General features: G+C 71.0%; 21 protein-coding genes and 1 tRNA gene. 8 read left to right on the top strand and 14 right to left on the bottom strand.

Features of this window, described 5'->3' with window-relative positions; translation table 11 throughout:
* Nucleotides 1-164: 164 nt before the first annotated feature.
* From fabF to fabD, 4 genes are all read right to left on the bottom strand, one after another.
* Nucleotides 165-1,427: a beta-ketoacyl-ACP synthase II gene (gene fabF, locus ACFZ8E_RS20775; protein ID WP_405043679.1), complete on the bottom strand. Its 1,263-nt coding sequence runs from the start codon at nt 1,425-1,427 to the stop codon at nt 165-167.
* A gap of 99 nt (nt 1,428-1,526) precedes the next feature.
* Nucleotides 1,527-1,766, bottom strand: a complete 240-nt coding sequence (locus ACFZ8E_RS20770) for an acyl carrier protein (RefSeq protein ID WP_066926221.1) — start codon at nt 1,764-1,766, stop codon at nt 1,527-1,529.
* A 299-nt stretch (nt 1,767-2,065) separates the two neighbouring features.
* Nucleotides 2,066-2,803 (bottom strand): 3-oxoacyl-[acyl-carrier-protein] reductase, encoded by a 738-nt coding sequence (gene fabG, locus ACFZ8E_RS20765; protein ID WP_243933013.1) that lies wholly within the window; start codon nt 2,801-2,803, stop codon nt 2,066-2,068.
* A gap of 204 nt (nt 2,804-3,007) precedes the next feature.
* On the bottom strand, nt 3,008-3,943 hold the full coding sequence (fabD, locus tag ACFZ8E_RS20760; RefSeq protein WP_313898950.1) for an ACP S-malonyltransferase: 936 nt from the start codon (nt 3,941-3,943) through the stop codon (nt 3,008-3,010).
* Nucleotides 3,944-4,194: 251 nt separating this feature from the next.
* On the opposite strand from fabD, the gene rpoZ reads away from it, so the two are divergent.
* The 4 genes from rpoZ to ACFZ8E_RS20740 all read left to right on the top strand — a co-directional run bounded on the left by rpoZ (nt 4,195) and on the right by ACFZ8E_RS20740 (nt 8,929).
* Nucleotides 4,195-4,605, top strand: coding sequence for a DNA-directed RNA polymerase subunit omega (rpoZ, locus tag ACFZ8E_RS20755; RefSeq protein ID WP_147727742.1), 411 nt, complete (start codon nt 4,195-4,197; stop codon nt 4,603-4,605).
* 172 nt (nt 4,606-4,777) lie between these two features.
* Nucleotides 4,778-7,024 carry a bifunctional (p)ppGpp synthetase/guanosine-3',5'-bis(diphosphate) 3'-pyrophosphohydrolase gene (locus tag ACFZ8E_RS20750; protein ID WP_147727741.1) on the top strand — a complete coding sequence of 749 codons (2,247 nt, stop codon included), beginning with the start codon at nt 4,778-4,780 and terminating at the stop codon, nt 7,022-7,024.
* Between the two features lie 315 nt (nt 7,025-7,339).
* Nucleotides 7,340-7,930, top strand: a complete 591-nt coding sequence (gene pyrE / locus ACFZ8E_RS20745; protein WP_244027527.1) for an orotate phosphoribosyltransferase — start codon at nt 7,340-7,342, stop codon at nt 7,928-7,930.
* Between the two features lie 336 nt (nt 7,931-8,266).
* A complete protein-coding gene (locus tag ACFZ8E_RS20740; RefSeq protein WP_243933947.1) occupies nt 8,267-8,929 on the top strand; it encodes an NYN domain-containing protein in 663 nt (220 codons plus the stop codon).
* On the opposite strand, the gene ACFZ8E_RS20735 is transcribed toward ACFZ8E_RS20740, so the two are convergent.
* From ACFZ8E_RS20735 to dapA, 3 genes are all read right to left on the bottom strand, one after another.
* Nucleotides 8,926-9,501, bottom strand: a complete 576-nt coding sequence (locus tag ACFZ8E_RS20735) for a peroxiredoxin (protein WP_405043678.1) — start codon at nt 9,499-9,501, stop codon at nt 8,926-8,928. The genes ACFZ8E_RS20740 and ACFZ8E_RS20735 overlap by 4 nt on opposite strands.
* 204 nt (nt 9,502-9,705) lie before the next feature.
* Nucleotides 9,706-10,179 (bottom strand): SsrA-binding protein SmpB, encoded by a 474-nt coding sequence (smpB, locus tag ACFZ8E_RS20730; protein WP_147727737.1) that lies wholly within the window; start codon nt 10,177-10,179, stop codon nt 9,706-9,708.
* A 21-nt stretch (nt 10,180-10,200) separates the two neighbouring features.
* Nucleotides 10,201-11,100, bottom strand: a complete 900-nt coding sequence (gene dapA / locus ACFZ8E_RS20725) for a 4-hydroxy-tetrahydrodipicolinate synthase (protein ID WP_147843636.1) — start codon at nt 11,098-11,100, stop codon at nt 10,201-10,203.
* Between the two features lie 203 nt (nt 11,101-11,303).
* On the opposite strand from dapA, the gene ACFZ8E_RS20720 reads away from it, so the two are divergent.
* The gene (locus ACFZ8E_RS20720; protein WP_244027523.1) at nt 11,304-13,613 is read left to right on the top strand and encodes a transglycosylase SLT domain-containing protein; all 2,310 of its coding nucleotides are present in this window, start codon (nt 11,304-11,306) and stop codon (nt 13,611-13,613) included.
* Between the two features lie 438 nt (nt 13,614-14,051).
* On the opposite strand, the gene ACFZ8E_RS20715 is transcribed toward ACFZ8E_RS20720, so the two are convergent.
* The gene (locus ACFZ8E_RS20715; RefSeq protein WP_405043677.1) at nt 14,052-15,719 is read right to left on the bottom strand and encodes a hypothetical protein; all 1,668 of its coding nucleotides are present in this window, start codon (nt 15,717-15,719) and stop codon (nt 14,052-14,054) included.
* A gap of 317 nt (nt 15,720-16,036) precedes the next feature.
* Nucleotides 16,037-18,745 carry an excinuclease ABC subunit UvrB gene (uvrB, locus tag ACFZ8E_RS20710; protein WP_244027520.1) on the bottom strand — a complete coding sequence of 903 codons (2,709 nt, stop codon included), beginning with the start codon at nt 18,743-18,745 and terminating at the stop codon, nt 16,037-16,039.
* Nucleotides 18,746-18,944: 199 nt separating this feature from the next.
* Here uvrB and ACFZ8E_RS20705 point away from each other — a divergent pair, with 199 nt between their 5' ends.
* Nucleotides 18,945-19,184, top strand: coding sequence for a hypothetical protein (locus ACFZ8E_RS20705; RefSeq protein WP_313898900.1), 240 nt, complete (start codon nt 18,945-18,947; stop codon nt 19,182-19,184).
* 46 nt (nt 19,185-19,230) lie between these two features.
* Here ACFZ8E_RS20705 and ACFZ8E_RS20700 read toward each other — a convergent pair whose 3' ends face one another.
* From ACFZ8E_RS20700 to ACFZ8E_RS20690, 3 genes are all read right to left on the bottom strand, one after another.
* Nucleotides 19,231-19,353, bottom strand: a complete 123-nt coding sequence (locus tag ACFZ8E_RS20700) for a hypothetical protein (RefSeq protein ID WP_279596406.1) — start codon at nt 19,351-19,353, stop codon at nt 19,231-19,233.
* A gap of 90 nt (nt 19,354-19,443) precedes the next feature.
* Nucleotides 19,444-19,755: a hypothetical protein gene (locus tag ACFZ8E_RS20695; protein WP_147842294.1), complete on the bottom strand. Its 312-nt coding sequence runs from the start codon at nt 19,753-19,755 to the stop codon at nt 19,444-19,446.
* Between the two features lie 99 nt (nt 19,756-19,854).
* Nucleotides 19,855-20,385 (bottom strand): metallophosphoesterase, encoded by a 531-nt coding sequence (locus ACFZ8E_RS20690; protein ID WP_147729110.1) that lies wholly within the window; start codon nt 20,383-20,385, stop codon nt 19,855-19,857.
* Between the two features lie 208 nt (nt 20,386-20,593).
* Between ACFZ8E_RS20690 and ACFZ8E_RS20685 the strand changes: the two genes are divergently transcribed.
* Nucleotides 20,594-20,670 (top strand) — tRNA-Pro (locus ACFZ8E_RS20685).
* 243 nt (nt 20,671-20,913) lie between these two features.
* On the opposite strand, the gene ACFZ8E_RS20680 is transcribed toward ACFZ8E_RS20685, so the two are convergent.
* Nucleotides 20,914-21,564, bottom strand: coding sequence for an SspB family protein (locus ACFZ8E_RS20680; protein WP_147729109.1), 651 nt, complete (start codon nt 21,562-21,564; stop codon nt 20,914-20,916).
* A 321-nt stretch (nt 21,565-21,885) separates the two neighbouring features.
* Between ACFZ8E_RS20680 and ACFZ8E_RS20675 the strand changes: the two genes are divergently transcribed.
* On the top strand, nt 21,886-22,698 hold the full coding sequence (locus ACFZ8E_RS20675) for a CPBP family intramembrane metalloprotease (protein ID WP_279605143.1): 813 nt from the start codon (nt 21,886-21,888) through the stop codon (nt 22,696-22,698).
* A gap of 7 nt (nt 22,699-22,705) precedes the next feature.
* Here ACFZ8E_RS20675 and ACFZ8E_RS20670 read toward each other — a convergent pair whose 3' ends face one another.
* Entirely contained in the window at nt 22,706-23,143 is a 438-nt protein-coding gene (locus tag ACFZ8E_RS20670) for a histidine kinase (protein WP_244027515.1), read from the bottom strand.
* Between the last annotated feature and the right edge of the window lie 116 nt (nt 23,144-23,259).

The following is a 23,259-nucleotide window of genomic DNA, read 5'->3' as shown; positions in this document are numbered from 1 at the left end:
GGCGCTATGATGCACGGACGCAACCTAAGAGCAAGCACGCTGCCCAACGGCCGTAATCGATCAGTTTCCTAGACAGCCCGCTTTCTGTTGTAAGTCGGATGCCTAGATTGATATATTGCAAGAACACGAGAGTAATAAATGCGTCTTTTCTAAAGAAAGAAGATTTAATCGATGCGCCGTACCACCAAGCTAGCATTCGTCCCGCCAAACCCGAACGAGTTCGACAGCGCGATGTCGACCCGCCGGCGCTTGGCCTCGTGCGGCACGAGGTCGAGGGCGGTCTCGACGCTCGGGTCGTCGAGGTTGAGGGTCGGGGGGATGACGCCGTCGCGGATGGACAGGATCGAGAAGATCGCCTCGATCGCGCCGGCGGCGCCGAGGAGGTGGCCGACGGCGGATTTGGTCGAGGACATCGCGACGCCCTGGGCCGAGGCGCCGAGCAGGCGCTCGACGGCGCGCAGCTCGAGCTCGTCGCCCATCGGCGTCGAGGTGCCGTGGGCGTTGATGTAGTCGATCGCGCCCGGGTCGATGCCGGCGCGCTTCACGGCCGCCGTCATGCAGCGGAAGGCGCCGTCGCCGTCCGGCGAGGGAGAGGTGATGTGGTAGGCGTCGCCCGACATGCCGTAGCCGACCACCTCGGCGTAGATCTTGGCGCCGCGGGCCTTGGCGTGCTCGTACTCCTCGAGCACCACCACGCCGGCGCCTTCGCCCATCACGAAGCCGTCGCGGGCCTTGTCGTAGGGGCGCGAGGCCTTGGTCGGCGTGTCGTTGAAGCCGGTGGACAGCGCCCGGCAGGCGGCGAAGCCCGCGATCGACAGCCGGTCGACCGGCGATTCGGCGCCGCCCGCGACCATCACGTCGGCGTCGCCCAGCATGATCAGGCGGGCCGCGTCGCCGATCGCGTGCGTGCCGGTGGAGCAGGCGGTGACGACGGCGCTGTTCGGGCCCTTGAGGCCGTGCGCGATCGAGACCTGGCCCGAGGCCATGTTGATGATGCGGCCGGGGATGAAGAACGGCGAGATCCGCCGCGGGCCCTTGTCCTTCAGGGTCACCGAGGCGTCGTAGATGCCGCCGATGCCGCCGATGCCGGAGCCGATCATCACGCCGGTGGCGCACTGGTCCTCGTAGCTCGTCGGGTGCCAGCCGGCATCGTCGAGCGCCTGGCCCGCGGCGGCCATCGCGAAGACGATGAACGGGTCGACCTTGCGCTGCTCCTTCGGCTCCATCCACGCGTCGGGATCAAAGGTGCCGTCGCTGCCGTCGCCGAGCGGCACGGTGCAGGCGATGCGGCAGGCGAGGTCCGAGGTCTCGAAGGTGGTGATCGGCCCCGCGCCGCTGTCGCCGGCGATCAGCCGGCTCCAGGTGTGCTCGACTCCGCTGCCGAGCGGCGTGACCATCCCCAGACCCGTAACCACCACCCGCCGCATCGCGCTATCCCGAACCCGTTCCGCTTGAACAACGACAGCGGCGCGTCGGGTGTTTCCACCCCGCCCGCGCCGCGTCGACCCGAAGGACGTTTTGGCCGATCAGGCGGCCGAGTTCTTCTCCAGGAACTTCACCGCATCGCCGACCGTCTGGATGGTCTCGGCGGCGTCGTCCGGAATCTCGACGTTGAACTCTTCCTCGAACGCCATCACGAGCTCGACGGTGTCGAGGCTGTCGGCACCGAGGTCGTCGATGAAGTTGGCGCCCTCGACCACCTTCTCGGGCTCGACGCCCAGGTGCTCGACGACGATCTTCTTCACGCGCTCAGCGATATCGCTCATCGTTGCTGGTCCTCGGTCTTCACGTTACGTGGGTGAAAGGAATGGCGCCGTTGCCGCCGTGGCCCTTGCTTCGGGCCGGTCCTGTTTCGAGCGGCTGGTGACCGAACGCGCTGGGTCCTGAAATCCTGTTGGCCTTGGACTCGGAACCCGCCGAACCGTCAACCCCTTGCACGGCAGCCGGGGTGTTAACACAGGGTTTCGGCGCTGGCGAGGCCCGGTTCACGAACCGTTCATCGGTGTGCTCCGGGCGCCGATTCCGCCGCGTTTTCCGCGGGATGGCCGGGCCGCGCGCCCCGGCGTCACACCATCGCCATGCCGCCGTTGACGTGCAGCGTCTGGCCGGTGACGTAGGCCGCTTCCGCCGAGGCGAGGTAGACCACGGCGGCGGCCACCTCCGCACCCTCGCCGAGGCGCCCGGCCGGCACCCGGCCGAGGATGCCCTCGCGCTGCTTCTCGTTGAGCACGTCGGTCATCGGCGAGGCGATGAAGCCGGGGCTGACGCAGTTCACGGTGACGTTGCGCGAGGCGACCTCCGCCGCCAGCGCCTTGGTCAGCCCGACGAGCCCGGCCTTGGCCGCCGCGTAGTTGCCCTGGCCGGGGTTGCCGGTGGTGCCGACCACCGAGCCGATGTTGACGATGCGCCCGGCCCGCCGCCGCATCATCCCCCGCACCGCCGCCCGCGACAGGCGGAACGCGGCGGTGAGGTTGACGGCGATGACCTGGTCCCACTCCTCGTCCTTCATCCGCACGAAGATGTTGTCCCGGGTGATGCCGGCGTTGTTGACCAGGATGTCGAGCCCGCCGAGCGCGGCCTCCGCCGCCGGCACCAGCGCCTCGACGGCGGCCGTGTCGGACAGGTTCGTCGGCAGCACGTGCGCGCGCGCGCCGAGCTCGCCCGCCAGCGCCTCCAGCGCCTCGGCGCGGGTGCCCGACAGGGCCACCGCGGCCCCCTGCGCATGCAGCGCCCGCGCGATGGCGCCGCCGAGTCCGCCGGTGGCGCCGGTGACGAGGGCTTTCTTGCCGGTGAGATCGAACATGGGGATCACCTCATCTGTGGGTGTCGAAGTCTTGGTATCGGCTCCGCGCGTCTCCCGCCCCTCTGCGGGGGAGGGTGGCCCCTGCGTCAGCGGGGGGCGGGGGAGGGGAGCGCCGTATCCGGAGGCGTCGCTCCCCGCATCCGACCCGCTTCGCGGGCCACCTTCTCCCGCAGAGGGGAGAAGGAAGGCGCGCGCGGGCCTCGATCACGCCACGGAGAACGCGGCGACGTCGTCCGGCGTGCCGACCGGCACCGCCGCGGCACCGGCCGCGATGCGCTTGACGAGGCCCGACAGAACCTTGCCGGAGCCGATCTCGGAGAACGCGTCGACGCCCGCCGCCGCCATGGCCGCGATGCTCTCGCGCCAGCGCACGGTTCCGGTCACCTGCGCCACGAGGTTTCGGCGAATCGCATCCGGATCCGAGACCGGCGCCGCGAGCACGTTGGCGTAGAGCGGCACGGCCGGCGGGTTGAGCGTGACCGCGTCGAGCGCCGCCCGCATCGCCTCGGCGGCGGGCTGCATCAGGCGGCAGTGGAACGGCGCCGAGACGTTGAGCATCACCGCGCGCTTGATCCCGCGCGCCTGCGCGAGCGCCACGGCGCGCTCGACCGCGGCCCGGTCGCCCGAGAGAACGACCTGGCCGGCGCCGTTGTCGTTGGCGACGTCGCAGACCGCGCCCTCGGCGGCCTCCGCCGCGATCGCCGCGGCGGTCTCGACCTCGGCGCCGATCAGCGCCGCCATGGCGCCGTCGCCGGGGGCGACCGCCGCCTGCATCGCCTCGCCGCGGATGCGCAGCAGCCGCGCGGTGTCGGCGATCGTGAGGCTGCCGGCGGCGGCGAGGGCGGAATATTCCCCGAGCGAATGCCCGGCGACGAAGGCGACGTCGCGCGCGAGATCGAGCCCGCGCTCGGCCTCCAGCACCCGCAGCACCGCGAGGCTCGCGGCCATCAGCGCCGGCTGCGCGTTGGCGGTCAGCGTCAGCGCGTCGAGCGGGCCCTCGAACATCACGCGGGAGAGCGGCTGGCCCAGAGCGTCGTCGACCTCGGCGAACACGGCGCGCGCCTGCGGGAAGGCCTCGGCCAGCGCCTTGCCCATGCCGACGGCCTGGCTGCCCTGGCCCGGAAAGATGAGTGCCCGCACGGTCGCTCCGTCGCCTAACCCATTGTCGGAAAGGGCGGCGCAGTCGCACCACCCGCCGCGGGTGTCAACAATGCAGCGCACAAACGGGGCCTGCGCCCCGGGCCGTCGCGGCTCGGCGATTCGCACCGTCGGCGGCACGGTCTCGCGGGATGCACGACGCAATAAACCGCTGTGCTTGTTGCCAAACCGCAACCGGTGTATGAGCCGGCACCGCCCGACATCCCCGTATCCGCTGGAAGGAGCCGCCGCGCATGGCTCGCGTCACCGTCGAAGATTGCATCGAGAAGGTCGAGAACCGGTTCGAGCTGGTCCTGCTCGCGAGCCATCGCGCGCGTCTCCTCGCCGCCGGCGCGCCGCTCACCGTGGACCGCGACCGCGACAAGAACCCGGTCGTGGCGCTCCGCGAGATCGGCGACGAGACCATCACCGCCGACGACCTCAAGGAACAGCTGATCCACTCGATGCAGAAGTACGTCGAGGTCGACGAGCCGGAGGCCGAGGCCGTGCCGCTGCTGTCGAGCTCGCCCACCGCCGCCGCCGTCTCGCCGACCGCCGCGAGCGACGATTCCGCGCCGCAGTTCGACCGCATGAGCGAGGAGGATCTGCTCCGCGGCCTCGAGAACCTGGCGCCGCCCGTCGAGACCGACGACGAGGGCGAGTAGCCTTCGGCGTCGTCGCCGGACTTCGGACTTTCACGGGCCCGGCGGAGACGCCGGGCCTTTTGCTTGCGCGCCGCCCCGGCTTTCTCGGGCTGCGACGCATTCGGGGCTGGCGCGCGGCCGCGGCTTGCGTGAGACTTGCGCCTCCTCGCGATCGGAAAGGGTCTCCCGGCGGATGATGCGCCAGTACGAACTCGTCGAGCGGGTGAAGCGCTACAACCCCGCGACGAACGAGGCGCTGCTCAACCGTGCCTACGTCTACGCCATGCGCGCGCACGGCACGCAGAAGCGGGCGTCCGGCGACCCGTTCTTCGCCCATCCCCTCGAGGTCGCCGCGATCCTCACGGACTTGCGCCTGGACGACGCGACCATCGTCGCGGCGGTGCTGCACGACACCGTCGAGGATACGGCGGCGACGCTCGACGAGATCCGCGAGCTGTTCAGCCCCGAGATCGGCGCGCTGGTCGACGGCCTGACCAAGCTCAAGCGCCTCGACCTCGTCTCGAAGCGCGCGGCGCAGGGCGAGAACTTCCGCAAGCTGCTGCTCGCCGTGGCGGCGGACGTGCGCGTGCTGCTGGTCAAGCTCGCCGACCGCCTGCACAACATGCGCACGCTCCAGCACATGCGCGCCGACAAGCGCGAGCGGATCGCCCAGGAGACGCTGGACATCTACGCGCCGCTGGCCGGCCGCATGGGCATGCAGGAGCTGCGCGAGGAGCTGGAGGACCTGTCCTTCCGCAACCTCAAGCCGGAGATCTACGCCACCGTCACGCGGCGGCTCTCCGACCTCACCGCGAAGACCGAGAGCCTGGTCGACACCATCGAGCGCGACCTCACCGCAAAACTCTCCGCCCGCGGGATCGAGGCCGCCGTCACCGGCCGCCAGAAGCGGCCGTTCTCGATCTGGTCGAAGATGGAGCGCAAGTCCGTCGCCTTCGAGCAGCTCTCGGACGTGTTCGGCTTCCGCGTCGTCGTCGAGACGCTGGACGATTGCTACGCGGCGCTCGGCGTCGTCCACACCACCTGGCCGATGGTGCCGGGGCGCTACAAGGACTACATCTCGACGCCGAAGCAGAACGACTACCGCTCGATCCACACCACGGTGATCGGCCCGAAGAGCCAGCGCGTCGAGCTGCAGATCCGCACCCGGGCGATGGACGACATCGCCGAGTACGGCATCGCCGCGCACGCGCATTACAAGGAGGCCGGCAAGCTGCCGGCCGGTCGTGAGCCGGAGGGCGGCGTCGCCCCGCGGCTGGCGGCCGAGAGCGGCGCCTACCAGTGGCTGCGCCGCACGATCGAGCTGCTGGCCGAGGGCGACAGCCCCGAGGAGTTCCTCGAGCACACCAAGCTCGAGCTGTTCCAGGACCAGGTGTTCTGCTTCACGCCGAAGGGCCGGCTCATCGCCCTGCCACGCGGCGCCACGCCGATTGACTTCGCCTACGCGGTGCACACCGACGTCGGCAACTCGGCGGTCGGCGCCAAGATCAACGGCCGGATGGCGCCGCTGCTGCACGAGCTCGCCAACGGCGACGAGGTCGAGATCTCGCGCTCGGACGGCGCCGCGCCGCCGGCCGCCTGGGAATCGCTCGTCGTCACCGGCAAGGCCCGCGCCGCGATCCGGCGCGCGACCCGCTCGGCGGTGCGTCGGCAATATGCCGGCCTCGGGCGCCAGATCCTCGATCGGGCGTTCGAGCGCGCGGGCAAGAGCTTCACCGACGACAAGCTGCGCGGCGCGCTCCCGCGCCTCGCCCGCGCCTCGGCCGAGGACGTGTTCGCGGCGGTGGGGCGCGGCGAGATGTTCTCGGGCGACGTCGTGCGCGGCGTCTACCCAGACTACAAGGACGAGCGGAAATCGGGCCCGGCCGGGGTGCCGCAACCGGTGGTCAACGGCGCCGGCCGCCTGATCCGGTCGAAGGACCAGACCATGCGCCTGACCTTCCCGGGCGGCGGCGCGGCGGACGGAACCGACGCGATCCCGATCCGCGGCCTCGCCGGCGACCTGCCGGTGAGCTTCGCCCCGGACGGCGGCGCGGTGCCCGGCGACCGCATCGTCGGCATCCTGACGCCCGGCGTCGGCGTGACGATCTACCCGATCCAGTCGGCGGCCCTGGCCGCGTTCGACAACGAGCCCGAGCGCTGGCTCGACGTGCGCTGGGACATCGAGGCGGACGCCACCGAGCGCTTCCCCGCGCGGCTCGCCACGCAATCGATCAATGAGCCCGGCGTGCTGGCGCAGATCGCACAGGTGATCGCCGACCACGACGGCAACATCGACAACCTCTCGATGAAGCGCCGCACCCAGGACTTCACCGACATCGTGATCGACCTCTCGGTCTGGGACCTGCAGCATCTGAACGCGATCATCGCGGAGCTGCGCGGCAAGCGGACGGTGAGCCGGGTCGACCGGGTGAACGGGTAGGCGGCGCAACATCCTCCGATCCGTGCTTCTGCCTCGGCGGACGAGGCGCGCCCGCAATCGACGCACGGCCTTCATCCCGAAGCCGCACAGCGCAGCCCGGACGCTGGATCCGCCCATGGCCGCCGTCTCGACCGGCACCCGCGGCTCCGGATGCCGGCTTCGCCTTCTGCACTCGGGAACGACGGCGCGGAGCCGGAAACCAGGGTCGAGCGGCCGAGACGCGGCGCGCCGCGACGCTTCCCCTTCCGCTTGCCTCCACCTGCTCCCGCTGCCACAAGCGCAGCGTTCGCCATCACCCCGCGAGGAGCCGTGCGCATGAGTCCGGATGAGGTTCTCGCGGAGTTCCGCGATGCGGGCGCGCTGCTCGAAGGCCACTTCATCCTGAGCTCCGGCCTGCGCTCGGCGGTCTTCCTGCAGAAGATGGCGATCTTCTCCGAGCCGCCGCGCACCGAGCGCCTGTGCAGGGCGCTCGCCGCCGTGATCACGGCGCGCTTCGGCCCAATCGACATCGTCGTCTCGCCGGCGATCGGCGGCATCGTGCCCGGCTACGAGACCGCGCGGCACCTCGGGGCGCGGGCGATCTTCGTCGAGCGCGATCCCGGCGGCCCGTTCACCCTCCGGCGCGGCTTCAGCATCCCGGCCGGCCAGCGCGCGGTGATCGTCGAGGACATCGTCACGACCGGGCTGTCCGCGCGCGAATGCCTCGCCTCGCTGCAAAGCGAGCCCGGCGAGATCGTCGGCGCCGCCTGCCTGATCGACCGCTCGGGCGGCCGCGGTGAGATCGGCCTGCCTTTGCTCTCGCTCGTCACCCTCGACATCCCGGCCTATCCCCCCGACGCGCTGCCGCCCGAGCTGGCCGCATTGCCGCCGGTGAAGCCGGGCAGCCGCGCCATGCCGAAGGCCTGAGCGCCGGCCGACGGGCTCACGCGCGTTTGATCGTCCCGGCAGCAGATGTTTCGCTGTTGTTGCGGAACGAATGAGAAAAAGATCGACGAGGTTGTGTCGACCGATCGTCGAAAGGACGTTTTCCGTCGAAGGTTGACACATTCCATCGTGCGCTTCACACATGCCGTACGGTCACTATTGCGCACCGTCGCCGGCGATTTTTGGAACAAGCAGCGTCCACTGTCCTCCGTTGGGCCGACTTTGCACCCGTAACCTTGATGCGTGTCGTCCACCTGCTTTTCCGCGGGCGGTACGTGCCATGATTGTTTTGGTTATATTTTAGAAATGGATCGTGCCATGAGTGCACTACAGCGCAGCGCCCTGTTCATCGACGGCGCCAACCTCTACGCGACGACGAAGGCCCTCGGCTTCGACATCGACTACAAGCGGCTTCTGAAAGAATTCCAGTCCCGCGACAACATGATTCGGGCGTTCTACTACACCGCGATGATCGAGGATCAGGAGTATTCCTCGATCCGTCCGCTGATCGACTGGCTCGACTACAACGGCTACCGCGTCGTCACCAAGCCCGCCAAGGAGTTCACCGACTCGCTCGGCCGCCGCAAGGTCAAGGGCAACATGGACATCGAGCTTGCGATCGATGCGCTCGAGCTGAGCCAGTACATCGACCACATGGTGCTGTTCTCCGGCGATGGCGATTTCCGCTCGCTGGTCGAGGCGATGCAGCGCCGCGGCGTGAAGGTCACGGTGGTCTCCACCATCCAGACCCAGCCGGCGATGATCTCCGACGACCTGCGCCGCCAGGCCGACGAGTTCGTCGACCTCGTGCAGCTGATCGGCAAGGTCGGGCGAGACCCCAGCGAGCGGCAGGCTCGCCCGGCCGGCGACCGGACGCGCGACTATGCCGAGCGGCCCGCCCGCGCCAACCCGGGCCTGGAAAGCCGCTACGGCATCCGTCAGGGCGCGAACGGAGCGCCGGACGCCCCCGCCGAGGATTAGGCCTTCGCGGTTCCCTCCCCATCGAGCCAGGCCAGGATGTCGGCCGCGCTGCGATCGGGTGGGAACACCGGGTAGAACACCTTCGTCACGACGCCGTCGTCGACGACGAGGCTGAGCCTGCACAGCAGGATGGTACCGGCCGCCTCAAAGGTCGGCAGCCGCGCTGCCATCGCGAAGGCGCGCGAGGCGTCCGACAGCAAGGTAAACGGCAGCTGCAGGCGCGTCGCCGCCTCGCGCTGGTAGGCGCCCGTCTGCGTCGAGAGCCCGCGCACCTGCGCGACGCCGCGGGCCTTCAGGTCGTCATGGAGATCGCGGAAGCCGCACGCTTGCGGCGTGCAGCCGCGTGCACTGGGAATCGCGTCCCAGTCCGCCACCAGGTTCGGCTGTCCCGGCTCGCCGGTGCGCGGATAGGCGAAGACCACCGTCCGCCCGGCGAGCTTCGCCAGCGAGACGCGGGTGCCGTCGGTCGCCGCGAGCGACACGTCCGGCAGCCTCATCCCGGTCAGGTGCGCCGCCGCACCGTCGTCGATCGGGGCGGGAAGGTCGGCGGGCAGGGCGAGGTTCGGGTCCATGGCGCGGCTCCGGTTCGAGCAGGCGATTCAACGAGATGGGGCATCGCGCACGCCCTCTCTCGTTCCAGCCTCGAAATCTGCTTTCTTGAACGAACATCCGCGCGTCGCTTCCCTCCCCCGCAGAGGGGGGAGGGAAGGCGTGCCCTCTGACTCTCGCAGCCCGGCCCGGGCATCGTCGCGCCGTCTCGCGCGGCCGTCCGGGAACTACCCCCGGTCGCGCATGATCCGGGCGCGGTCGCGCTGCCAGTCGCGCTCCTTGGCGGCCTCGCGCTTGTCGTGGGCCTGCTTGCCCTTGCCGAGGCCGAGCTCGACCTTCGCGCGGCCCTTCTCGTTGAAGTAGATCTTCAGCGGCACCACCGTGTAGCCCTGGCGCTGCGTCGCGCCGATCCACTTGTCGATCTGGCGGCGGTGCATCAGCAGGCGCCGCGGGCGCTTGGTCTCGTGGTTGAAGCGGCTCGCCTGGACGTATTCCGGGATGTAGGCGTTGAACAGCATCAGGTCGCCGCCCGACGGGCCGGCATAGGCCTCGCCGATGGTCGCGCGCCCGCTGCGCAGCGATTTCACCTCGGTTCCGGTCAGCGAGATGCCGGCCTCCAGGGTGTCCTCGATCGCGTAGTGGAAGCGCGCGGCGCGGTTGTCGGCGACGATGCGGCGGTTCGGTTCGGGTTTGGGAGCCATCGGTCTCTTCGGTGCCTGGCGTCAGCCGGCCAGGAGGCCGGCATGGCGCAGGGCGGCGTCGACGATCGCCTTGGTCGCGTCCGAGACCGGCACGAGCGGCAGGCGCACGTCGGCGCTCATGTGGCCGAGGCGTTCCAGGGCGTACTTCACCGGCGAGGGGTTGGATTCGGCGAACAGCCCGACCTGGAGCGGCAGCAGCCGGTCCTGCAGCTGCAGCGCCTTGGCGAAGTCGCCCGACAGCGTCGCCTCCTGGAGGTCGGCGCAGAGCCGCGGCGCCACGTTCGACACCACCGAGATGCAGCCGTGGCCGCCATGGGCGTTGTAGCCGAGCGCGGTCGCATCTTCGCCCGAAAGCTGGATGAAACCCTCGCCCATGGCCTGCCGCTGGAGGCTGACGCGATCGATCTTGGCGGTCGCGTCCTTCACCCCGGCGATGTTCTTGAGCTCGAACAGGCGCGCCATCGTCTCGACGCTCATGTCGACGACGGAGCGCGGAGGGATGTTGTAGATGATGATCGGAATGCCGACCGCGTCGTTGACGGCCTTGAAGTGGGCGTAGAGCCCGCTCTGCGTCGGCTTGTTGTAGTACGGCGTGACCACGAGCACCGCGTCGGCGCCCGCCTTCTCGGCGTGCTGCGCCCGCTCGACCGCCTCGGCCGTGGAGTTCGATCCGGCGCCGGCGATCACCGGCACGCGGCCGCCGGCCTCGTCGATGCAGGCCTCGACCACGCGGTCGTGCTCGCTGTGCGTCAGCGTCGGGCTCTCGCCGGTGGTGCCGGTCGGCACCAGGCCGTGGCTGCCCTGCTCGATCTGCCAGGCCACGAACTTTCGGAACGCCGCCTCGTCGAAGGCGCCGTCGCGGAACGGCGTCACCAGGGCGGTCATGGAGCCCCGAAGGCGGCGCGCAGTGGTCTCGGTCATCTCGGGCGTCCCAGCCGGTCTCGTTGCCCGCTCCGGCCTGGGCCGGTGGTCCGGCGCCGCGCTGCGGGCGGCGCAGACATAGGGCTTCCGCCACCCCCGCGCAAACCCTTCGCGCACGCGGTTAATGCGTTCTTAACGCTCGGCGCCGAGGCTGTCCTTTGCCGGCATCCGTCGAAACCGGATCGCAGAGAGTGACCGCATCCATGGCGTCCCTCACACGCTCGCAGATCGTTGCCCTCGGCCTCGCGCTGACCGCGGGCGTGGCGCTGGCCGCGCCGGCGGTCGACCTGCCGCGGGTCCAGGCCCCGCCCGCCTCGCAGCCGACGCCGCCGGCGAGCGACGCCACGGCGCCGGCCAGCCAGGTCGAGGGTGCCAGGACCGCGATCGATCCGGTCGCCGCCGACGCGCTCAAGCTCGATCCGAAGGCCGCCGGCGATGCCGGGGCCGCCAAGCCGCTTCCGCCCGGGCAGGCGCTCCCGGCGGGCGCCGCCGCCTACGCCTCGGCCGACCCGGACGCGCCCGTCGCCTTCCCGCTGCCCGACGCCGCCGTGACGCCGGCCGCCCCCGTGCCGGAGGTGCCGGGCCTCGGCCCGATCGCCCGCGTCGGCGACACCGACGTCGCCCAGCTGCGCCAGGCGATCGACTTCTACCGCAAGGGCAAGGTCGCCGACGGCGACCGCCTGCGCGACGGCTTCTCCGATCCGGCGGCGCGGGCGCTGCTCGAATGGGTCGCGATCCGCGCCGGCGCCGGCATCGGCTTCGAGCGCACCGTCGCCTTCACCCGCGCCAACCCGGACTGGCCGGCGGGGCCGCTGCTCCGCCGCCGCGCCGAGGAGGCGTTGCTCACCGAGCGCAGGAATCCGGCGACGGTGCGCGCCTATTTCGGTGCGACCCGGCCGGCGAGCGCGCCGGGCAAGTTCGCCCTGGCGCTGGCGTTCAAGGCGGACGGGCTTGATGCGGACGCCGCCGACCTCGTCCGCGACCTGTGGCGCTCCGAGACCTTCGGCCGCTCGCTCGAGGCCAGGGTCGCCGACGCCTTCCCGGGCGTGCTCACCCGGATCGATCACCGCTACCGCATGGAGCGTGCGCTCCTGAAGGAAGACTGGGAGGCGGCCGGCCGGGCTGCGACCTATGCCGGCGGCGCCTATGCCAGCCTGGTGCGGGCGCGCCGCGCCGTCGAGGACAAGAGCTCCGGGGCCGCGTCCGCGCTTGCGGCGGTGCCGCCGTCGCTGCGCAGCGACAGCTCCTACATCCTGTCGCGGGCGCAGTTCCTGCGCCGGGCCGACAAGCCGGCCGAGGCGGCGGCCGTGCTGGCGACCGCGCCGAGCAACTCGGACGTGCTCGTCGACGGCGACGAATGGTGGGTCGAGCGCCGCATCGTCGCGCGCAAGCTGATCGACCTCGGCGACGCCAGGACCGCCTACGCGGTGGCGAGCGCCAACCCGGCCCGCACGGTCGAGAAGCGGATCGAGGCCGAGTTCCACGCCGGCTGGATCGCGCTCCGCTTCGGCAGCGACCCGGAGGCCGCGTCCCGCCACTTCGCGCTCGCCGCCGGCATCGCCGAGACGCCGATCTCGATCGCCCGCGCCGCCTACTGGCAGGGCCGGGCGGCCGAAGCCCTCGGGCAGGCCGATGCGGCTAAGGGGTTCTACGAGACCGCGGCGCTGCAGCCGATCGCCTATTACGGGCAGCTCGCCCGGGCCAAGCTCGGCCAGACCAGCCTCGCGCTGCGCGCGCCCGCCGACCTCGACGGCCCGGCGCGCGCCGCCTTCGACGACCGCCTCTGCATCCGTGCCCTGCGCCTGCTCGGGGCCGCCTCGCTGAAGGAGCTGGCGCTTCCGCTCTACATCGACACCGCGCAGCGCCTCACCGATGCGCGCGAGGTGCAGGCCCTCGGCGACCTCGCCGTCGAGATGAAGGACGCCCGCGCCCTCGTCGCCGTCGGCAAGCTCGCGGTGCAGCGCGGCCTGCCGCTCGACGCGCACGCCTACCCCACCATCGGCATCCCGACCTACGAGGCGTTCGGCTCGGTGCCGCTGGTCGAGAAGGCGATGGTCTTCGCGATCGCGCGTCAGGAAAGCCAGTTCGACCCGCGGGCGCAGTCCGGCGTCGGCGCGCGTGGCCTGATGCAGATGATGCCGGCCACCGCCCAGCGCACCGCGCGACGCGTCTCGGCCGCCTACGACCCGGACCGGCTCGGCACCGACGCGATCTACAGCGCGCGCCTCGGCCAGGCCCATCTCGGCGAGCTGATGGAGGATTGGCGCGGCTCCTACATCCTCGCCTTCGCCTCCTACAACGCCGGCGGCGGCAACGTGAAGAAGTGGATCGACGCCTACGGCGATCCGCGCAAGGGCGAGGTCGACGCGATCGACTGGGTCGAGCGCATCCCGTTCACCGAGACCCGCAACTACGTCCAGCGGGTGATGGAGAATCTGCAGGTCTACCGCACCCGCCTCGACGGCAAGAGCGCGCTGCTGATCGACGGGGACCTTCATCGCGGGGCGCGGTGAGGGCGTCGCGGGGGGGCGACGTGCCCGAACGGCGAAGCACGGTTCGACGACCTGACCGCGACCGTCCTGAAACCCGACCCGTCAGTCCGGGGCCGCGCAGCGGAGCCCGGAACCCAGAACCGCCAGCGATGCTGTCTGAATCGACCGTCGACGCCCTTTCGGTTCGTTTCGGCGGTTCGGGATTCCGGGCTCGCCTTTGGCGCGCCGAGCTGACGGGTCGGGTTCGGCGAACGAGCCGCCCCGCTCGGCGACATTCGACCCGTCCGCAGGTCGATGCGGGAGACGAGCCCCATCGCCCGATCGCATGGGGGTCCGACGAAGACGACCCCTGGATGGCGGGCACGCCCGTCACCCAAAGGCCTGGCCTGCCGTGTCGGCTGCCTCAGGACCAACGCGATGGCCCGAGCCCGCCCGGCCCGAGCCGGGCGGGAGGCGCGCTCAGAACTCGCCGCCGAGCCCGGCCCGCACCCCGTGGCCGCCGTCGCCGCCATAGGCGTAGCCGACGTTGATCGCCAGCGGCACGGCGGTCGGCAGGCGGTGCGAGAGTGCCGCGCCGCCGGCCCACTCGCCGCGATAGGTCGCGCTGTTGAGGACCCAGGTGGTGCGGCCGGGTGCCGAGGGCATCGACGCGGTCGGCATCGCCAGCGCCGTGGCGACGCCCTGGCGTGCCTCGCGCCGGGTCTCGGTGGTGTATTGCGACAGGGCGTTCGTGCGCGATTCCAGCGCGCCGACACGGGACTCGACGCCGCCGATCCGCCCTTCCGCCGAGTCGAGGCGGGAGCCGAGGCCGGCGATGGTGCTCGGGCCGTAGCCGGAGGTCGCGAGGTTGCCCGCCGCGTCGGTGGTCACGAACTGCGTCGCGCCGTTCTGGGCCGCGGCGCTCTGCGCCGACGTGATCCCGCCGAGCGTATAGGTGTTCGAGCCGTTGCCGATCGCGACCTGGTTCGTGCGGGTGGTCTGCGCGCCGGGACCGATCGCGATGGTGTTGGCCTGCGTCGCCGAGGCGCTGCGGCCGATCGCGATGGACCCGTCGCCGGCCGCGTTCGCCTCGGTCCCGAGGGCCGTCGCGCTCACGCCGCCCGCCGTGGCGCCGTAGCCGGCCGCGAGCGCGTCAGCGCCGCCGGCGACCGGGAGCGGGAACTGGCTGACGTTGTTGCCGCGAATCGGCAGGTTCTCGGCGTTCGACAGCCGCAGCTCGATCGCCGCGATGCGGGCCGGATCGTACACCGTGCTGCCGCCGCCGCCGGGTCCGGCTCCGCCGCCCGTGCAGGGATTGCAGGCGGTGCCGCCCGTCGTGCCGGTTCCGGTTCCGGTGCCGGCGGTGGTCCCGGTTCCGCCGCCGACCGACACGCCGACGGATCCGATCGTGCCGCCGCCGACCGTGGCGCCAACATTGGCGACGGTGCCACCGCCGACGGTCGCGCCGACCCCGGCGATCGTGCCGCCGCCGACCGTGGCGCCGACATTGGCGACGGTGCCGCCGCCGACCGTGGCGCCGACATTGGCGACGGTGCCGCCGCCGACGGTCGCGCCGACCCCGGCGATCGTGCCGCCGCCGACCGTGGCGCCGACCCCGGCGATCGTGCCGCCGCCGACCGTGGCGCCGACATTGGCGACGGTGCCGCCGCCGACCGTGGCGCCGACATTGGCGACGGTGCCGCCGCCGACCGTGGCGCCGACATTGGCGACGGTGCCGCCGCCGACCGTGGCACCGACCGTCGCGACTGATCCGCCGCCGACCGTCGCTCCGACGTTGGCGACGGTGCCGCCGCCGACGGTGGCCCCGACATCCGCGACCGATCCGCCACCGACGGTTGCACCGACATTCGCGACCGATCCGCCGCCGACCGTCGCGCCGACGGTCGCGAGGTTGCCGCCGCCGAGGGTCGCATCGACCGTCGCCAGGCTTCCGGCGGTGCTGTTCACGGCCGTGGTCACCGTATCGAGCGCCCCGCGCAGGACCTGGGCCTCGGCCAGGCCCGAAGTGCCGAGGAGCAGAACGCCTCCGAGCAGCGGGATCGCGATCGTGCTGCGCGAGCGGGCCGCTTCGCGACGTGGCGCAGGGGTGGACGTGCGCGCGGAGGCGCGGTTCTGGCGACGAGACATGGGGGCACTCCGACAGGGAACCACGCCGGGAGGCTGCATCGTGCCGAGAACACAACGCACGAGATCCATTGCATGGCTCATGCAATCTGAGCGGGAATGCTTAACGAGGGTTTGAAGTTACAACCGAGAGTTGCTTTTCTTCGCCTGGGCTCAGCGCGCGCCCGACCGTCCGCATTCGGCGCGGCGATCGCTTGCGCGCAGGAGTTTCGGGACGAGATGGGATGACGGGGAGCGAGCCGCGGCGGCCGAGCAGACGCTGCCGCCCTGCGCGGGACGTGATCCCGCTCGCGGCAACCGTCCGACGCAGGAGGCCGATCTCAGCGCCGGCCGCCGCCGCCCTTGTATTTCGGCTTCTGGCCGCCGAGCCCTTGCGTCGAGCGTGGCTTCGGCCGCTCCACCCAGGCGACGGCGCTCGCCGGCAACTCGCGGTCGGTGCCCGGTCCCATGTTGTCGAGGGTCGGCTTCGAGATCCGCGTGCCCGAGCCGCGCGGGGCCTTGCGGCCGTACTTGCCGGCATCGCGCTCGACGTCGGCCTGGCGCGCCATCGGGTCGTCGGAGATCATCAGCTCGGTCGCCTGGAGCCGCTTCAGCTCGTCGCGCAGGCGCGCGGCTTCCTCGAAGTCGAGATCGGCGGCGGCGGTGCGCATCCGCTTCTCGAGATCGGACATCACCGCCTTGAGGTTGTGGCCGACGGTGATCTCCGCCATTCCGGTATCGACCTGGACGTGATCGCGCTCGAACACGCTACTGAGGATGTCGCTGATCCCGCGCTTGACGCTCTGCGGGGTGATGCCGTGCTCGAGATTGTAGGCGAGCTGCTTCTGGCGCCGGCGCTCGGTCTCCGCCATCGCCCGCTCCATCGAGCCGGTGATCTGGTCGGCGTAGAGGATGCAGCGCGCGTCGGCGTTGCGGGCGGCGCGGCCGATGGTCTGGACCAGCGAGGTCTCGGAGCGCAGGAAGCCCTCCTTGTCGGCGTCGAGGATCGCGACCAGCGCGCATTCCGGGATGTCGAGGCCCTCGCGCAGCAGGTTGATGCCGATCAGCACGTCGAAGGCGCCGAGCCGCAGGTCGCGGATGATCTCGATGCGCTCCAAGGTGTCGATGTCGGAGTGCATGTAGCGCACGCGCACCGAGTTCTCGTGCAGGTACTCGGTCAGGTCCTCGGCCATGCGCTTGGTCAGGGTGGTGACCAGGGTGCGGTAGCCGGCCTGCGCCACCTCGCGGACCTCGCCGAGCAGGTCGTCGACCTGGGAGCGGGCCGGGCGGATCTCGATCACCGGGTCGACGAGGCCGGTCGGGCGGATCACCTGCTCGGCGAAGACGCCGCCGGTCTGCTCCATCTCCCACTTGCCGGGGGTGGCCGAGACGTTGACCGTCTGCGGCCGCATCGCGTCCCATTCCTCGAAGCGCAGCGGGCGGTTGTCGAGGCAGGAGGGCAGGCGGAAGCCGTACTCCGCGAGCGTCGCCTTCCGCCGGAAGTCGCCCCGGTACATGCCGCCGATCTGCGGAACCGTGACGTGGCTCTCGTCGGTGAAGACCAGCGCGTTGTCGGGCAGGTACTCGAACAGCGTCGGCGGCGGCTCGCCCGGCTTGCGGCCGGTGAGGTAGCGCGAATAGTTCTCGATGCCGTTGCAGGCGCCCGTCGCCTCGATCATCTCGATGTCGAAGGTGCAGCGCTGCTCGATCCGCTGGGCCTCGATCAGCCGGCCCATCCGGGTCAGCTCCTCGACGCGGCCGTTGAGCTCGTGCTTGATCCCCTTGATCGCCTGCTGCAGCGTCGGCCGCGGCGTGACGTAGTGCGAGTTGGCGTAGACCTTCACGAACTTCAGCTCGTTGATCTTCTTGCCGGTCAGCGGATCGAACTCGACGATGCTCTCGATCTCGTCGCCGAACAGGCCGATGCGCCAGCCGCGGTCCTCCAAGTGGGCCGGCCACAGCTCGATCACGTCGCCGCGCACCCGGAAGGTGCCGCGGGCGAAGTCCGCCTGGATGCGCTTGTACTGCAGCGCCACCAGGTCGGCGACGAGCTGGCGCTGCTCGATCTTCTCGCCGAGCGTCACCGTGAACGACATCGCGGTGTAGGTCTCGACCGAGCCGATGCCGTAGATGCACGAGACCGAGGCGATGATGATGACGTCGTCGCGCTCCAGCAGGGCGCGGGTCGCCGAGTGCCGCATCCGGTCGATCTGCTCGTTGATCGAGGATTCCTTCTCGATGAAGGTGTCCGAGCGCGGCACGTAGGCCTCGGGCTGGTAGTAGTCGTAATACGAGACGAAATACTCGACCGCGTTGTCGGGAAAGAAGCTCTTGAACTCGCCGTAGAGCTGCGCCGCCAGGGTCTTGTTCGGCGCCAGGATCAGGGCCGGGCGCTGCGTCTCCTCGATGATCTTGGCCATCGTGAAGGTCTTGCCCGAGCCGGTGACGCCGAGCAGCACCTGGTCGCGCTCGGCCGCATTCACGCCCTTGACCAGCTCGGCGATGGCGGTGGGCTGGTCGCCGGCCGGCGTGAACTCGGATTCGAGGCGGAACGGCTTGCCGCCCTCGGACTTCGCCGGGCGGTCCGGCCGATGCGGCACCCAGGTCTGCCCGTCGCGGAACAGCGGGTTTCCCTCCTCGAGCAGGCGTTGCAGGGCGTCGACCGTGGCGGAGACGCCGTCGGCGGCGAGCGGGGCCTGGTCCGGCTCGCCCTCGGGGGCGGGGCCGTCCTCGGGTGGGGTCATCCCGAGGGCCTGGGCCAGCGCCGGATCGACCTCGGCGCCCGGTGCGACGGTGAAGCCGCGCTGCGGCGCCTCGCCGAAGCCGGCGGGCTCGGTCGTCGCGCCTTTGGCCGTCGGTTTCGCCTTGGCCTTCGCCGGCTTGCGCTGGCCCGGCCGCGGCAGCTCGGCCGGCCGCTCGGATTTGACCTGCGGCGTGCGGGCGAGGGCGGGGCTCAGCAGCTGCGCCAGAAACGGGTCGAGCGGCTGCACGTCCGGCCGGTCGGCCTTCCCGGTCGCTGAGACGTGCCGGGGCTTCTTGGGAATTGCCATGTGCCAAATATGGCGCGGCCCAGGGCCGGACGGAAGAGGCCCGACGGTCGCTGCCGGGATCCCGCCCCGATACCAGGGGCTCATAAACCGTTCGCCGCTATCGAGGGCTGGGGTCGTCCGCCGCAATGCCGCCGGCTTGCACGATCACACGCGAGCCGTGGGCGGCAGGCCGGCCTGACCGCTGAAAGCTGATGGGATGATGAACTTCGTTCTGGGAGCCGTGGCCGGGGCGCTGATCGTCGGCATCGCGGCGATCGCGGCGGCGCGGAACCCGGAGATCCAGCAGCGGCTCGGCCTGTTTCCGGCCGCGCCGATCACGCTGATGGCGGCCCCTCAGCGGCCGGAGCCGATCTGCCCGCCGCCGCCCGCGGTGGGGCCGACGATCGGAACGCAGGACATGCTGTTCAACAAGCGCCGGTTCTGGTCGGTCGCGCCCTGACCCAACGGCGATGGCCGACGGTGCGCATTCGCTAGCGAGCCTCGGCTCAGACGCTGCTCAACAGGAACATCAGGATCGTCGTGGCCGCCGTGGTGCTGAGGAAGCCGCACAGGGCGGCGGCGAAGGACGGGCCGGTGGCGGCGGTGAAGGTCTGGGTTTCGGTGGTCATGACGGCTGGCCTTGTCGGCGACGTGCTGCGTCGCGTTCGATGGGACGATGCTCGGAACGGAGAAGCTTTGCGGTGCGAACGCGCACCCGGTTAGTCGCAGCGGTTGACTTGCTTGGCGATGCGAAGGTTTCGCAGCTCGGTGCGAAGATCGATCGCGACGACGCCGGCACCGCAATCCTCGAAGGCATCGCGGGCCTCGTTGTAGCGGTCCCCAATCTCGTCGAGGGTGTCGCAGACCCGATCGTGGTTGCCGAGGCGGGCTTCCTGACGGGCCTGGTAGCGGAGGGCGGACGCCTCATCGACCTTGGCGCGGCCTTCGAAGCAGGAGGGCGCGGCGAATGCCGGGCCGAGGCAGAGAACGAGGCCGAACGCGGCCAGTATCGTGGTCTTGGTTCGGGTCATGGGCCACCGTGAAGACAATCACGCGAGCGGTACGCTGGAAGAGGCAAAGTATTCGACCGGTGTCGTTCAACCCCCGGTTACGTGCGCTCAACGGCGGAGCTAGGCCGATGGTTCCGCTTTCGCTGCGCTGCGGCCGCGGCGCGAAACCAGGATCGCGGCGAGGTCGACCGGCGCGAAGCCCTGCGCGTCGACGCCGACGTCGTACTGCTTGGGCGCGGTACGGAGCTGCCCGTGCGAATGGCCGTGCAGATTGAGAACGCCGCGGCCGATGCCGTTCCAGGTGCGGAAGGCGTAGTGGCACAGCACCAGGCCGCGGCCGTCCACCGCGATCTCGGCATAATGCGCGATCGAGGTCCAACCCGGCGCATCGAGCGTATCGGGCCCGTCGTTGTTGCCGACGATCAGGTGCTTCTCTCCGTTCAGGCCGGCGAGGATCGCGTGGACCCGCTCCCGCGGCGGCCCGAGGGCGAAGTCTCCGAGATGCCAGACGGTGTCGTCGGGCGCGACGACGCGATTCCACGTCGCGATCAGCGCGGCATCGTGCGCGGCGAGGTCGGGAAACGGCCGGCGGTCGAGCCGCAGGATGCGCGGGTCGCCGAAATGCGTATCGCTCGTGAAATAGACCGCCACCGCCCGCCTCGCTGCGCCAGACCGCACGCGGTCTCGTGTCCGATCCGGCCCGCCTCGCGCAAGGGGCGTCGGGATCGGTGCGACACCCCACCCTGTTTCGGCGAAGCGCCGGAACGGGGCTTGCGTGCCCCGGAGCGGAAAGCTAAGACCCGCGGACCCTTCGGGGTGTCGGCGGCCCAACGGCATGCCGACGCGAGAGCGGACGTGACGGAGTATAGCGCAGCCCGGTAGCGCACCTGTCTGGGGGACAGGGGGTCGCAGGTTCAAGTCCTGCTACTCCGACCAACAAAACGGGACGTCGGTCGAAGGATCGATGTCGCCGCTCTGAGGAAAGGCCGGGGCCGAGCAGGCCCCGGCCTTTTTTCGTGGTCGTGGGGCCGGCCGTTCGGGTCCGCATCCCGAGAGGCCTTGGGGACGCGGAAGCCTCGAAGGCGCCCGCCGGAGGCCGCGCGATCGTCCCGACGCCCCGTCCGACGCCCGATCGCGCGGAGACCTCGGGACGAGGGCTGACTGGCGAAGCGTTGAGCCTCAGCTCTTCTTTCGGAACGCGTCGAGGCTGACGACCTCGGCGCTGGCCTCGTTGCCGTCGGCGTCCTTCTTCGCCGCCTTGGCCGCGACGCGCGGCTCCTTCTCGTCCGCCTTGCCGCCGTTCTGCGCGGCGGGGAGGGCGGGGATGGTCTTCGGCGCGGTGCTGCCGATCGCCGCCAGGCCGGTGCCGGGCGTCACCGATTTGGGCTTCATCTCGGTCGGCTCGGAGGCCGCGCCGCGCGGGCCGGCCTTCGCGTTGCTCGGCGCGGGCTCCTCGCCGGAGGCCTCCGCCGTCTCGTTGAGGTCGAACTTCAGGCCGAACTGCACGGACGGATCGAAGAACCCCGACAGCGCATCAAACGGCACCAGCAGCCGCTCGGGAACGCCGGAGAAGGACAGCCCGACCTCGAAGCTGTGCTCGGTGACGCCGAGGTCCCAGAACTGGTGCTGCAGGACGATCGTCATGTCCTGCGGGTACTTCTCGCGCAGGGCCTGGGACATCCGCACGCCCGGGGCTTCGGTGCGGAAGGAGACGTAGAAGTGGTGCTCCCCCGCCAAGCCCTCGCGGGCGGCGTCGGTGAGCACCTTGCGCACGACGCCGCGGAGGGCGTCCTGAACCAGGAGATCGTAGCGGATCAGGTCGTCTGCCATCTGCGGTCGCTCTGTGCGGTCTGCCCGACGACCTGTCGCGCGGGACGCGCACCAAATCGGATGAGGAAGGAAGGCGGCTTCCGTCGCCGGAGGCCGGGTATCGAGCGGCCGACGCGCGGAACCGCGTCAGGCTGCCGACCACCGCGCCGGCGGACCCGTCCGGCCGTCCCGCCCGGCAGCGCCATCGTGTCCGAGGGCGGGGGGCTACGGCGAACGGAACGGATCCGATAGGTTCGAAGTGACCGGCGCGTCGCGAAGACCGTTCGTCGCCGTTCCGGCCTTTCGACCGGTGAGAAGAACATAGTGGGGATCGCCACGGTTTTGAAGCCCGATCATGGTGTCCCGCCCATCGAAGCCGCCGCACCGTCCGAACCGGACCGCCGATGGGTCTCGGCCGGCCGCCTCGGCGTGAACCTGGTCGTGCTGGCCGGGATGCTCCTGCTCTACCTCGCGGCGGCGAGCCTGATGGCGCTGGCCGCAGTCCGGGTCGGCGCCGACCTGCTCGCCGGGATCGATCCGTTCCTCGACGCGGCGCGGCGGCCCTATCTCGGCGCCACCGAGCTCGCCCGCCGCGAGCTCGCCGTCGACGTGCTGCGGCAGGTCTTCCTCGCCGGCCTCGTCGTCGCGGTCGCCCTGCGCCGCGACGGCACCGGGTGGCGCAGAAGGCTCGCCCTCGATCGCGAGCGGCCGAACGGGATGCGGCCGCGCACGCTGCTGCTGATCCTGCTGCTGTGGCCGGCCGTGCACATCGCCTGGGTCACCGGCACCGCGGAGGCGTTCGGCGCGGCCTTCGGCAACGGCGTTCGCCTGTCGCCGATGCTGAGCCCGGCCGCCGTGGCGGCGTGGCTCGGCTACGTCGTGGTGCTGGCGCCCGCCGCCGAGGAGATGCTGATGCGCGGGGAGGGCTTCGCCGCCGCCCGCCGCTTCCTGCCGCCGGCCGCGACGATCCTCGTCACGGCTTTGCTGTTCGCGATGGCGCACGTCTCGGCCTGGGGATTCGCCCGCCCGGTCTCGCTGGCGCCGCTGGCGCTGATGCTGGGCTGGCTGCGCTGGCGCACCGGCCGGCTCTGGCCGTGCATCGCGCTCCACGGCTGGAGCAACCTCGCGCTGATCGCCTACGTGCTGTGGCCGTGACGGCGCGTCAGGCGGGCCGGTTCGCCAGGGCTTCGCGCACGGTGCTCGCGACGGAGCCGTTGCGCAGGTCGCGCGGGATCAGGATAGCGTCGGGGAGGAGGTGCGAGGCATCGCCCGACATCTCCTCGTAGAGATCGCTGGCCAGGACGATGCGCAGGCCCGGGCGCAGGGCGCGGGCCTCGACAGCGAGCCGCGAGCAGCAGAGCGCGCCTTCGAGCCCGACATCGGCGACCAGCACGTCGACCGGAAGGCCGAGGACGAGGACGGTGAGGGCGTCGACGCCGCTGTCGCAGGCCGTCGCCTGGAAGCCCGCGCGGCGGACCTGATTGGAGACCTCGTCACGCCAGCGCTTCTGCCGGCCGGCGACGAGAACCTGGATCCCGTAGCAGCCCCCTGTGGGCTGGGTCGGGCTCACGAGCGTCGTTCCGCTGGTGGGTTGCGGCATTCCGCGTTCGACTCGGCGTTCGCGTTGCATCGCAGCATGCTAGGCCGGGAAGCAGCGGTCGCGCAAGCCCCACGCCGCGTTTGCGCCGTATTTCTGAGCGCACCCGCCCAGGAAGC

Source organism: Methylobacterium sp. HMF5984 (assembly GCF_045033435.1).
Taxonomy (GTDB): domain Bacteria; phylum Pseudomonadota; class Alphaproteobacteria; order Rhizobiales; family Beijerinckiaceae; genus Methylobacterium.
This window is presented reverse-complemented; position numbering and strand designations above follow the sequence as displayed.